Origin of the sequence: Ralstonia mojiangensis (assembly GCF_023955645.1) — a bacterium.
Classification (GTDB): Bacteria; Pseudomonadota; Gammaproteobacteria; order Burkholderiales; family Burkholderiaceae; genus Ralstonia; species Ralstonia mojiangensis.
This window is the reverse complement of the sequence record NZ_JAMXHU010000001.1, coordinates 522,264-534,343: the sequence shown is the minus strand read 5'-3', so window position 1 is coordinate 534,343 and position 12,080 is coordinate 522,264. Positions and strand designations below refer to the sequence as shown.

Below are 12,080 nucleotides of genomic sequence, written 5' to 3'. Positions count from 1 at the left end.
TGGGGCTTATTTGTTGCGGGAGGATTTGTCCTGCTCGGCGTGCCACTGCGCATCCAGCTCGCGCAGGTGCCGCAGCTTCTCGCCGATCTTGCCTTCCAGGCCACGCGGCGTTGGCACGTACCAGTTCTGCGCAGGCAGATCGTCGGGGAAGTAGGTTTCGCCAGCGGCGTAGGCCTCGGGCTCGTCATGCGCGTAGCGGTAGGCGTGGCCGTAGCCGAGTTCTTTCATCAGCTTGGTCGGCGCATTGCGCAGATGCACGGGCACGTTGCGCGACTTGTCCTGGCTGACGAAGGCGCGCGCTGCGTTGTACGCGTTGTAGCCGGCATTCGACTTGGGCGCGATGGCGAGGTAGATCACGGCCTGGGCCAACGCCAGCTCGCCTTCCGGCGAGCCCAGGCGCTCGTACGTTTCCGCTGCATCCAGCGTGATGCGTCCAGCACGCGGGTCGGCCAGCCCAATGTCTTCCCACGCCATGCGGACAATGCGGCGCGCGAGATAGCGCGGGTCGGCACCCCCGTCGAGCATGCGGCAGAACCAGTACAGCGCGCCGTCGGGATCGGAACCGCGCACGGATTTATGCAGTGCGCTGATCTGGTCGTAGAACGCGTCCCCGCCCTTGTCGAAGCGGCGCAGGTTTTCCGACAACGCCGATGCCAGCAGCGCCTCGTCGACCACGGGAACGGTATCGCCCTCGGCCTGCGAACGCGCGGCACGGGTGACGATTTCAATGTTGTTGAGGAGCTTGCGGCCGTCGCCATCGGCCGAGGCGACGATGGCGTCGAGTGCGGCGGGCTTCCATTCCAGCCCGCCCAGCTCTTGGCGTGCGCGTTCGGCAAGCTGCTTCAACTCGTCATCCGACAGGCTCTTGAGCACGTACACCGCGGCCCGCGACAGCAATGCACCGTTCACCTCGAACGAGGGGTTTTCCGTCGTTGCGCCGATGAAGGTGAACAGCCCGCTTTCCACGTGCGGCAGAAATGCGTCTTGCTGGCTTTTGTTGAAGCGATGAACTTCGTCGACGAACACGAGCGTGCGGCGACCATTGGCGCGGAATTGCTCTGCGCGCTCGACGGCCTCCCGGATGTCCTTGACGCCGGAGAGCACAGCCGACAGCGCGATGAATTCCGCATCGAACGCATTGGCCATCAATCGGGCCAGCGTCGTTTTACCAACGCCGGGCGGGCCCCAGAGGATCATCGAATGCGGCTCGCCGGAAGCGAAAGCCACGCGCAGCGGCTTGCCCGGCCCCAGCAGATGCTGCTGGCCGATCACTTCGTCGACAGACTGCGGGCGAAGGCGCTCGGCCAGCGGCATGTGGGCGGGCGCGTCCGGGAAGAGAGAGGCGGAAGCGTTCATCCGGGGATTGTCGCAGAAACCGGGCGCAACCCTGGCGCCCCTCTGCGCGACGCGCGGTCAATTTGACGCGCGCTGCACCAATCCCATGAACGCCTTGGCCGGCAACGGCCCATGGCACGACTGCGCACCGTTGGACGCGCGCAGGAGCAGCCAGACGTTCTCGCTGGCTGGCGGCTGAATCACGAACGGCTGACGCGCGGAAGCCTCGGGCAGGCGCGGATCAGCGGGCGCCTGGATCGGCACAACCTGCCCGGCGTGCCCCTTCACCAATGCGCTGCACTCGGCGCCAGGCAGCTCGGTCGCGTGCAGGAAATCCTTGTTGACCAAGGCTTCGGCCAGCACGGTGTCTGGCGCGGTGAGGAAGGAATCAACATCAAAACGGGACGCACCAGTGGAGGCACATCCCGCAAAAACGGCCGCCGCTGACGCTGCGACAGCAACAGCGGCTGCTCGGTGCAGCGACGTGGTGAACGGCAAAGGCATGGTCGGTCTCCTTGTCGAAAACCGGCCTGCACGCGTCATTGCTTGATTACGTCGGCCCCTTTGGGCGGCGTAAAGCGGAACACGTTGGCCGGCAGTTGCGGATTCTTCTGAATGTTCGAGAACGTCAGCAAAGTGGTGTTCCCGAAGGCGTCGCGCAACTCCATCCCCTGCAGCTCGCCGCTGCGAAAGCCGATGGCGATGCGCTCGAACTGGGTGTCCTTTGCCTTGGGGGTGAGTTCGGCCCAGTCGATGCCGTCTTTGGTCCCGCCTTCCTTGAGCGTGAAGTTCTTGGCCAGATCGTTGCTGCCAAACAGGATGGCGGCGGGGCTGGAGCCCAGCGACGCATCGAGCTTGCGCTCCGTGATCTGGTTCAGGTCCTTGTCGAAGATGTAGAGCGTCTGGCCATCGGCAGAGAGCTGCTGCTCGTACGGCTTCACATAGCGCCAGACGAAGCGGCCCGGGCGCGAGAAGACGAAATCGCCGCTGGAGGTACCGGCCACCCGCAGCGGGCTGCCGTTGGTGCCGCCCTTCACTTGTCGCTGCACGAACTCGCCGCGCGCGGTGCTGACGTTGCTCACGAAGGCGTTGAGCTGCTCGACGGCGCCCGCATAGGCGCCGGCAGACCACGCCGCCAGCGAGACCAGCCCGGCGGCCATCAGGTGACGTGCTTTCAACACAAACATAGGAATTCCGGTTTCAGTTGATCTTGTTGTTAGTGGCCGGCCGCGCCGGAACATTCCGCCGGCGCGGTAACGCGATGTAACGGCAAATACGCGCAGCGTGCGGGCAGCGTCATTCCTCTTCGACGACGTTGCCGTTGCGGTTGGGCGCCAGGATTTCGCGGTTGCCGTTGCCGGACATGGCCGACACAAGGCCTGCCTTTTCCATGTCCTCGAGCAGACGTGCGGCGCGGTTGTAGCCGATCCGCAGGTGACGCTGCACGAGCGAGATCGAGGCCCGGCGGTTCTTGAGCACCACGTCGACAGCCTGGTCGTACAGCGGGTCAGCCTCGCCGCCACCGGAACCGACAAGGCCCGCTCCGCCGCCAAAGCCATCGCCGCCACCCTCGCCATCGGCCACACCGCCTTCGAGAATGCCTTCGATGTAGTTCGGCTCGCCTTGCGATTTGAGGTTATCGACGATGCGGTGGACTTCCTCGTCCGACACGAACGCGCCGTGCACGCGCACCGGCAAGCCCGTGCCGGGCGCCAGATACAGCATGTCGCCCATGCCCAGCAGCGCTTCGGCGCCCTGCTGGTCGAGAATCGTGCGCGAGTCGATCTTGCTGCTGACCTGGAACGCGATCCGCGTCGGCACGTTGGCTTTGATCAGGCCCGTAATCACGTCGACCGACGGACGCTGCGTCGCCAGCACCAGGTGGATGCCGGCCGCACGCGCCTTCTGCGCAATCCGCGCGATCAGCTCTTCGACCTTCTTGCCGACCACCATCATCAGGTCGGCCAGTTCGTCGATCACGATGACGATCATCGGCAGCTTGTCGAGCGGCTCCGGCGCGTCCGGCGTCAGGCTGAACGGGTTGGGAATCTTCTCTTCACGCGCGGCGGCTTCTTCGATCTTCTTGTTGAAGCCCGCCAGGTTCCGCACGCCCATCTTGCTCATGAGCTTGTAGCGGCGTTCCATCTCGCCCACGGCCCAGTTCAGCGCGTGGCCGGCCTGGCGCATGTCGGTCACGACGGGGCACAGCAGATGCGGAATGCCTTCGTAGATGCTCAGTTCCAGCATCTTCGGGTCGATCAGGATCAGGCGCACCGCGTCGGCCTTGGCCTTGTACAGCAGCGACAGGATCATCGCGTTGATCCCGACCGACTTACCGGAACCCGTGGTACCGGCCACCATGCAGTGCGGCATCTTGGCCAGATCGGCTACGACCGGCTTGCCGGCAATGTCCTTGCCCAGCGCCAGCGTGAGCTGCGAAGCGCTCTCGTTGTAGACCTGCGAGCCGAGAATCTCCGACAGGCGCACCGCCTGACGCTTCGGATTCGGCAGCTCCAGACCCATGCAGTTCTTGCCCGGAATCGTCTCCACCACGCGGATCGACACCAGCGACAGCGAACGCGCCAAGTCCTTCGCGAGGTTGACGATCTGGCTGCCCTTCACACCTGTGGCGGGCTCGATCTCGTAACGCGTGATGACCGGCCCCGGATAGGCCGCCACCACCTGCACTTCCACGCCGAAGTCCTTCAGCTTCTTCTCGATCAGGCGCGAGGTGAATTCCAGAGTCTCGGCGCTCACGGTTTCTACAACCGGCGGGATCGGATCGAGCAGCGCGAGCGGCGGCAGGTCGGAATCGTGAATGTCGACAAACAGCGGCTGCTGCTTCTCGCGCTCCACGCGCTCGCTCTTGACCACGGCGGTCGGGCGCACGATCTGCACAGGCGGCGATTCTTCAATACGCACACGGCGGGTCTCGACCACTTCCTCGCGCTCGACCTTGGCTGCCTCACCAATTGCCCGGTCCTGTTTGCTCTCGCGGCGCGTCTTGAAGCCGACGAACAGCATCTCGACCCCGCCGCCGATCTGCTCGGCCAAATTCAGCCACGAAAAATGGAAGAACAGCGACAGCCCGACCAGGAACGTAAACAGCAGCGCCAGCGTGCCGCCAGTAAAGCCCAGCGAATGCTGCATCGCCCCGCCGATCACGTCGCCCAGCACGCCGCCAGGCGCACGCGGCAGCTTCATGTGCAGCGAGTACATGCGAATGGCTTCCAGACCCATGCTGGAAGCCAAGATGAGTGCAAAGCCGATCCACGTGACACTGGCGTCAACGCGCGGCATGGCCGTGCGCGGCAGGCGCTCGTCCGACATCAGCTCGCGCCAGCCGCGCCAAACCTTGCGCACCAGCAGCACCGCCCACCAGTAGGCGGACGCGCCAAAGACAAACAGCAGCAGATCGGCCAGCCACGCGCCCACGCGGCCGCCCAGGTTGCGGATCTCGTCGACCTGGCTGGCGTGGGTGAAACCGGGGTCGGCCCGGTTGTATGACAGAAGAATGATCAGGAAGGCGATGGTCACCGCCAGCAACAGGAACCAGCGGACCTCCCCCAGCAGCCGGCCAATGCGGGACGGCAGTGCGGAGGGATCGGTACGGGTTGTCGGAGTGGTGGAAGCTCGAGCCATGCGGGAGACGGGTGCGCCGCTTGGGCAAGGCCGCGCGGCTTGGGACAGCACAAATACGATGCCGAGGATTGTAACGCGGCCCTATCATCGCCATTGGAATTTACAACCGGGCGGACGAGGGGGTGCCACTTTATAATGGCGCCCATCACCCTCACCTAGCCTGCACGACGGCGCTACACCCCTCGTGCCGCGCACACACAGAACGCATCATGGCAAAACACGCAAAAGTGCTGATCCTTGGCTCCGGCCCCGCCGGCTACACGGCCGCGATTTACGCTGCCCGGGCCAACCTGAACCCCGTGCTGGTCACCGGTCTGGCGCAGGGCGGCCAGCTCATGACCACCACCGACGTGGAAAACTGGCCCGCTGACAAGGAGCACCTGCAAGGCCCCGAGTTGATGCAGCGCTTCCTGGAGCACGCCGAGCGTTTCAAGACCGAAGTGCTGTTCGACCACATCCACACCGCGCATCTGAATGAAAAGCCGATCCGCCTGGTGGGCGATTCGGGTGAATACACCTGCGATGCGCTGATCGTCTCCACCGGCGCTTCGGCCCAATATCTGGGCCTGCCGTCGGAAGAAGCCTTCGCGGGCCGCGGCGTGTCTGCCTGCGCCACGTGCGACGGCTTCTTCTACAAGGGCCAGGAAGTGGCCGTGGTGGGTGGCGGCAACACCGCCGTGGAAGAAGCGCTGTACCTGGCCAACATCGCCAGCAAGGTCACGCTCATCCACCGACGCGACAAGTTCCGCGCCGAGCCGATCCTGATCGACCGCCTGCATGAGCAGGAGAAGAAAGGCAAGATCGAGATCAAGACCAACATGGTGCTTGACGAGATTCTGGGCGACGACTCCGGCGTAACGGGCGCCCGCCTGAAGGGCACGAACGAGAACGAAGGCAAGACCGAAGAGCTCAAGGTAGCGGGCGTGTTCATCGCCATCGGCCACAAGCCGAACACCGACATCTTCCGCGGTCAGCTCGACATGAACGACACGGGCTACATCCGCACGAAGAGCGGCCTGGATGGCATGGCCACGGCCACCAACATCCCGGGCGTGTTTGCCGCGGGCGACGTGCAGGACCACATCTACCGCCAGGCCATCACCAGCGCCGGCACGGGCTGCATGGCCGCGCTGGATGCCCAGCGCTACCTGGAAAGCCTGGAATAAGCGTCATCGCGCCGGGGCTTCCGGGCGCAAAGAACACGGCCGATGGGTGACCATCGGCCGTTTTGTCATGTGCGGCACCTTCGTATAATCGACACACGCTCCACCTCGATGTGCTCGCCTGCCCTTCACCATGAAACGCGCCCCCTCCCCCGCCAACAAGCTCAGCCTGACCGACTTGGCCAGCCTGCGTGACCAGCTCAAGCACGAGACAGAAGCACGCGAAGCCGAACGCCAGCGCGCCGAAGCCGCGGCACGCAAGGCCTCAGAAGAAGCCAACGTGTTTCGTGCCAGCATCGGCGAGGTAAGCGCGCTGCGCCAGAACAAGCGCGTCGAGCATCCACGCAATCCGCCCGCGCCCGACCCCGTGCATTCGCGTGCCGAAGAGCAAACCGTGCTGCGCGATTCGCTATCGGATGAATTCGACGTCGACAACCTGCTGGAAACCGACGACACGCTTTCCTACCGTCGCCCCGGCATTGGCGACGACGTGCTCAAGAAGCTGCGCCGCGGCGAGTGGGCCACGCAAGACCAGATCGACCTGCACGGCATGCGCCGCGAAGAAGCCCGCGAGGCGCTGGCCGCCTTCCTGCGCCGTGCCGTGCAGCGTGGCATCCGCTGCGTGCGCGTGGTCCACGGAAAGGGCCTAGGCTCGCCCGACAAAACGCCCGTGCTCAAGGGCAAGGTGCGCTCGTGGCTGGTGCAGAAGGAAGAAGTGATCGCTTTTGTCGAGCCGCGCAACACGGCCGGCGGCGCTGGCGCGGTACTGGTGCTGCTGCGCCAGCCACACGGTTCCTGAAGCGCTGTCCTTCCATTCGCCCGCTTATCACAAGAACAACACGCATATGCACGTGACCCGCCTGCAGCTGGTGATGCACTGGGTGGAGATCCTCGCGGTCTTCTCGTTTGCCATCTCAGGGCTGGCGGAGGCCAAACGGCGTCGGCTCGATGCCGTGGGCGCGTTCATCGTCGCGTTCCTGACCGCGTTCGGCGGCGGCACGCTGCGCGATCTGCTCCTGGATCGACGGCCCTTCTACTGGATCGAGCACGAGCAATACCTGCTCGCGCTGTTCGTGATGAGCCTGTTCGCCAACTGGGTGATCCGGCTGGTGAGCCAACTGGTGTCCGATCGCGTGCTGATCGTGGCCGACGCCATCGGCATGGGGCTCTTTGGCGTGCTCGGCACGCAACTGGCGCTCGATGCAGGCATGCCGATCTTCGTGTCGGTGATGATGGGCGTGATCACGTCGGCCTTTGGCGGCCTGCTGCGCGATGTGGTCTGTAATGAAGTGCCCATGCTGCTGCGGGACAATCACCCGTACGCAACGTGCGCGTTTCTCGGGTGCTTCCTTTACGTCGGGCTGACGCAAACGGACTTGCTGCCGAGCGTGTCCGTGGTGATCGCCACGCTGGCGATTGTGATCGGGCGGCTGGCAACGCTGCGCTGGAACATCACCCTGCCGCGTTGATCAGCGCTGACCGGCGCGAGTGCGCCGGCCGCCGACAACGGCTTCAGACCGCTGCTTCGTCCTTCTCGCCGGTGCGGATGCGAATCACCTGCTCCACCGGCATCACGAAGATCTTGCCGTCGCCGATCTTGCCGGTCTTGGCGGCCTTGACGATGGTGTCGATCACGTTTTCGACCTGGCTCTCGGCGACCACCACCTCGATCTTGATCTTCGGCAGGAAGTCGACCACGTATTCCGCACCGCGATACAGCTCGGTGTGACCCTTCTGGCGGCCAAAGCCCTTGACCTCGGTGACGGTCAGGCCGGTCACCCCCACGTCGGCGAGCGACTCGCGCACTTCGTCCAGTTTGAAGGGCTTGATGATGGCGGTGATCTGTTTCATGGGTGTCTCGCTCACTAGTTGGTGAAGTATTCAAGCGTCCAATAATACTGGAGCCGGTTAATGCGCACATCCTGGGCGATGCCGGCCACCGTTTGCAGCAGCGTCGGATCGTCCGGAAAGTTCTTCAGCACATCGTGCTCGCTGCCGTCGCGCAGGGGGCGGCGCTGCCACGTATTGCCATGTTCGTCGTTGTAGGCAATGGGCGTGCTTGAGCCGAACACATACTGGTTATCGAACCACAGGACACGCACGCCGGGCCCGAGCGCGCGGTGCAGACCTTCGACGTGCTGGCGCAAGCCCTGCAGCGGCACATGCGACCACCAGCACCCTGCCGTCATCACGTCGAATGTGCCCGGCGCGAACGGCAGCGCGTCATTGTCGGCACGCACAAACGATGCTCCGGGGATGCCCTTGTCGCGCGCGATGCGCAGCACGGTGTCGTTGAAATCCGCGCCGACAACGCTGCGCGCGTCCGTCATCGCTTCGGTCCAGAAACCGGTGCCGCACGCCAAATCCAGCACCCGCGCGCCGCGCGTCAGATCGCGCACACGCGCCTTCAACCACGCCAGATCGCCCTGCCGCTCGGGCTTCGTATAGATGCGCTCGTATTCGGGGGCGCGCTTGGCGTAGTAGTCGAGCATGGCGGCGGCTTACTCTTTGAAGCGCGACGTAATCGGATACCGCCAGTCGCGCCCGAACGCACGCTGCGTCACGCGAATGCCCACTGGCGCCTGACGCCGCTTGTATTCGTTGATCTTGATGAGGCGCACGATCTTCTGCACATCGGCCTCGGCAAACCCGGCCGCGATAATGTCGGCCACCGGCTGGTTCTGCTCCATGTAGCGCTGCACGATTGCGTCGAGCGCATCGTATTCGGGCAGGCTGTCCTGATCGGTCTGGTTCTCGCGCAGCTCGGCCGACGGCGCGCGGGTCAGGATGCGCTCGGGAATCACTTCCGACAACGTATTGCGATAGCGGCACAGCCTGTAGACCAGCGTCTTGAAGATGTCCTTGATGACGGCAAAACCGCCCGCCATGTCGCCGTACAACGTGCAGTAGCCGACCGCCATTTCGCTCTTGTTGCCGGTCGTCAGCACGATGCGACCGCTCTTGTTCGACAGCGCCATCAGCAACGTGCCGCGAATGCGCGCCTGGATGTTTTCTTCCGTCGCATCTTCCGGCAGCCCGCGGAACTCCTCCGCCAGCGCGCCCTTGAAGGCGTCGAACATCGGGCTGATGGCGATTTCGTCGTACTGCACGCCCAGGCGGGCCGCCATATCGCGCGCGTCAACCCACGAGATGTCGGCCGTGTAGCGCGAGGGCATCATCACCGCGCGCACGCGATCCGCGCCCAGCGCGTCGACGGCAATCGCCAGCACCAACGCTGAATCGACACCGCCCGACAAGCCGATGATCGCGCCCGGGAAGCCGTTCTTGCCGAGGTAATCGCGCACGCCCAGCTTGAGCGCCTCGTACACCTGGGCTTCCAGCGAAGGCTCCGGCACGATCGCGCCCGGCAGTGCGCGGCCGCCGTCGAACTGCACGTAGCCGACGCCCTCCACAAACTGCCCCATCCGCACGACGACGTTGCCTTCGGCATCAAGCACGAACGAGCCGCCATCGAACACGAGCTCATCCTGCCCGCCGACGAGGTTCGCATACACATGCGGCAAGCCCGATTCCTTTACACGGTCACCGATGATTCGCTCGCGCAGGTCTTCCTTGTCGAGGTGATACGGCGAGGCGTTGGGGATCAGCACGACCTGCGCGCCGGCAGCCTTGGCATAGGCCGTGGCCGTGGCGTACCAGGCGTCTTCGCAGATGACGACGCCGAAGCGCGTGCCGTCCACCTCGAACACGAAGGGCTCGGCGCCGGGCTGGAAGTAGCGCTTCTCGTCAAAGACCTCGTTATTGGGCAGTTCGAGCTTGTTGTACCGGCCGACCACGCGGCCGTCCGCGGCCACTGTGGCGCTGTTCGTGGGCTTGGGCAACAGGCCGGGCGCCGGGGCTTCCAGCGAGAGTTGCGGGTGCCCAATCAGCACGTGCAAACCCGGGAAGGCCGCCAACTCGGCAATAAGCGCGTCGAGCGCACGCGCGCTGGCATCGATAAAGGCCGGGCGCAGCAGCAGGTCTTCGGGCGGATAGCCCGTGAGCGACAGTTCGGGCGTGAGCAGAATGCGCGCACCAGCCTGGTGCGCTTCGCGCGCGGCGGCGACGATGCGGGCAGCATTGCCGGCGAAATCGCCGACGGTGCAGTTGATCTGGGCGAGAGCGACAGAGACGGTCATGGGGGCAATGTGGATTGCAAGCGCGGCATCCGAAGCTGGAATTAGAATCGGCGGCATGACCTCTCGCCCCCTTGTTCCCGAGCCCCAAGCGCGCGCTGGTTCGCGACACGAATTGGCCGATTATCGCACGCGACTTGTGACCGATCTGCGCGACATCGGCCGTGATGCGTGGAACGCCCTGCTCGCCCTGCAGCCCGAGGCAACGCCCTTCCTACGCTTCGATTTCCTGCACGCCCTGCATGAGAGCGGCAGCGCATCGCCCGACACCGGCTGGACGCCGCAATACCTGACGCTGTGGGAAGACGGCCCCGATGGCGAAGTGCTCGCTGCGGCCGTACCGCTGTATGTGAAGGGCCACTCCTATGGCGAGTACGTCTTCGACTGGGCATGGGCCAATGCGTACGCCCAGCACGGGCTCGAGTACTACCCGAAATGGCTGTCGGCCATCCCTTTTACGCCGGTGCAGGGCGCGCGGTTGCTGGCGCGGGATGCGGCTGCGCGCGCGGCGCTGCTCGACACGTTGCTGGCGGTTGCGCGGCAGAGCGAGTTGTCATCGCTGCATGTGCTCTTTCCCACCGCCGGCGAGGCCGAGCAAATGCATGCGGCTGGCATGCTGCTGCGGCAAGGGGTGCAGTTCCACTGGTGCAATCCAGGCTTTGCCAGCTTCGACGACTTTCTGGCCGCGCTGGAACAGAAGAAGCGCAAGAATATCCGCGCCGAGCGCCGTCGCGTGCACGAGGCTGGCATTACGTTCCGCCACGTGCCCGGCGCAGCGGCCACGGACGCGGACTGGCGCTTCTTCCACCGCTGCTATCGCACCACCTACCGCGAGCATCATTCGTCGCCGTATCTGAACCTGGAGTTCTTCCGCCAGATCGGCCAGACGATGCCGGAAAACCTGCTGCTGGTGATCGCCTCGCGCGAGGGCAACGACATCGCCAGCGCGCTGCTGGTCATCGACACGCGGCCCGAAGCGTCCGTGATGTACGGCCGCTACTGGGGCGCGATCGAGCATCACCCCTGCCTGCACTTTGAGACGGCGTATTACCAGCCGCTGACGTACTGCATCACGCACGGCATCCGCACATTCGAAGGTGGGGCGCAAGGCGAGCACAAGATGGCGCGCGGCTTTGAACCGGTGGCGACGCTGTCGGCGCACTGGCTGGCGCACCCGGCATTTGCCGATGCGGTAGGCAGGTTTCTCGATCGGGAAACGGCCGGCATGGAAGCGTATCTCGACGAACTGACAGAGCGCTCGCCGTTCAGGCAACGACCCGAATCGGATTAGCAGTGGGAAGCAGCGGAGGCGGGAAAGACAGCGTCCGCACGACCGGCGGACGCGGAGGTGAAGCTTAGTGCGCGGGAGGCTGCTGCTGGGCGATCACGCAGTGTGCGGCGTTCGAATCGACAGCCACGGTGGCCGATGCGACGGCACGCTCGCCAGCGTGAGCTGCGTCCGGCGGCCCCACCAGCAGCGCCCACACGGTGAATGCAGCCATGGCCACAGCGGAAAGCACGGGAACGACAACGGTCTTGTTCAACATCGCAGTACCAAGGGGTGGAGTCAAACTTGACGGGGAGTCTAGAGGGGTCGTTTCCGGTGGGCAAATGAGCGTTTCTTAAATCTCTGTGTAGCAGAACTACCGGGCGGTAAGTATGCGAAATTCATGAAAAACATCATGAAACGCATACAACAGAGCAGATGGCGCTCTGACGCGTGTCGACTAATCCGCGCGCATGACGCTCATGACCTCGCCGCAAAGAAAAAATCCCGGCGCTCCATCCGGAGGCCGGGATTTGT

General features: G+C 64.5%; 12 protein-coding genes. 4 read left to right on the top strand and 8 right to left on the bottom strand.

The features are described 5' to 3' along the window. Positions 1-6: 6 nt before the first annotated feature. The 4 genes from NG898_RS02510 to NG898_RS02495 form a co-directional block, all read right to left on the bottom strand. Entirely contained in the window at positions 7-1,314 is a 1,308-nt protein-coding gene (locus NG898_RS02510; protein WP_252691608.1) for a replication-associated recombination protein A, read from the bottom strand. A gap of 99 nt (positions 1,315-1,413) precedes the next feature. Continuing rightward, positions 1,414-1,839 carry a hypothetical protein gene (locus NG898_RS02505; RefSeq protein ID WP_252690939.1) on the bottom strand — a complete coding sequence of 142 codons (426 nt, stop codon included), beginning with the start codon at positions 1,837-1,839 and terminating at the stop codon, positions 1,414-1,416. A gap of 35 nt (positions 1,840-1,874) precedes the next feature. Continuing rightward, positions 1,875-2,522, bottom strand: coding sequence for an outer membrane lipoprotein chaperone LolA (lolA, locus tag NG898_RS02500; protein WP_116575410.1), 648 nt, complete (start codon positions 2,520-2,522; stop codon positions 1,875-1,877). 109 nt (positions 2,523-2,631) lie between these two features. Beyond that, entirely contained in the window at positions 2,632-4,977 is a 2,346-nt protein-coding gene (locus NG898_RS02495) for a DNA translocase FtsK (protein WP_252690938.1), read from the bottom strand. Positions 4,978-5,186: 209 nt separating this feature from the next. Between NG898_RS02495 and trxB the strand changes: the two genes are divergently transcribed. The 3 genes from trxB to NG898_RS02480 all read left to right on the top strand — a co-directional run bounded on the left by trxB (position 5,187) and on the right by NG898_RS02480 (position 7,609). Then, entirely contained in the window at positions 5,187-6,143 is a 957-nt protein-coding gene (trxB, locus tag NG898_RS02490; protein WP_024975077.1) for a thioredoxin-disulfide reductase, read from the top strand. 130 nt (positions 6,144-6,273) lie between these two features. Further along, positions 6,274-6,939, top strand: coding sequence for a Smr/MutS family protein (locus NG898_RS02485; protein ID WP_252690937.1), 666 nt, complete (start codon positions 6,274-6,276; stop codon positions 6,937-6,939). Positions 6,940-6,985: 46 nt separating this feature from the next. Then, positions 6,986-7,609, top strand: coding sequence for a trimeric intracellular cation channel family protein (locus tag NG898_RS02480; protein WP_252690936.1), 624 nt, complete (start codon positions 6,986-6,988; stop codon positions 7,607-7,609). A gap of 43 nt (positions 7,610-7,652) precedes the next feature. Here the strand turns inward: NG898_RS02480 and NG898_RS02475 are convergent, their stop codons facing one another. Genes NG898_RS02475 through NG898_RS02465 form a run of 3 tightly spaced genes read right to left on the bottom strand, consistent with a single transcriptional unit; the run spans position 7,653 to position 10,279 of the window. After that, on the bottom strand, positions 7,653-7,991 hold the full coding sequence (locus tag NG898_RS02475; RefSeq protein ID WP_004631293.1) for a P-II family nitrogen regulator: 339 nt from the start codon (positions 7,989-7,991) through the stop codon (positions 7,653-7,655). 14 nt (positions 7,992-8,005) lie between these two features. Beyond that, the gene (locus NG898_RS02470; RefSeq protein WP_252690935.1) at positions 8,006-8,632 is read right to left on the bottom strand and encodes a class I SAM-dependent methyltransferase; all 627 of its coding nucleotides are present in this window, start codon (positions 8,630-8,632) and stop codon (positions 8,006-8,008) included. Between the two features lie 9 nt (positions 8,633-8,641). Next, positions 8,642-10,279, bottom strand: coding sequence for an NAD+ synthase (locus NG898_RS02465; protein WP_252691607.1), 1,638 nt, complete (start codon positions 10,277-10,279; stop codon positions 8,642-8,644). 55 nt (positions 10,280-10,334) lie between these two features. On the opposite strand from NG898_RS02465, the gene NG898_RS02460 reads away from it, so the two are divergent. After that, complete coding sequence (locus tag NG898_RS02460; RefSeq protein WP_252690934.1) at positions 10,335-11,567, top strand: GNAT family N-acetyltransferase; 1,233 nt, start codon at positions 10,335-10,337, stop codon at positions 11,565-11,567. Positions 11,568-11,631: 64 nt separating this feature from the next. On the opposite strand, the gene NG898_RS02455 is transcribed toward NG898_RS02460, so the two are convergent. After that, entirely contained in the window at positions 11,632-11,823 is a 192-nt protein-coding gene (locus NG898_RS02455; protein WP_252690933.1) for a hypothetical protein, read from the bottom strand. Positions 11,824-12,080 lie beyond the last annotated feature (257 nt).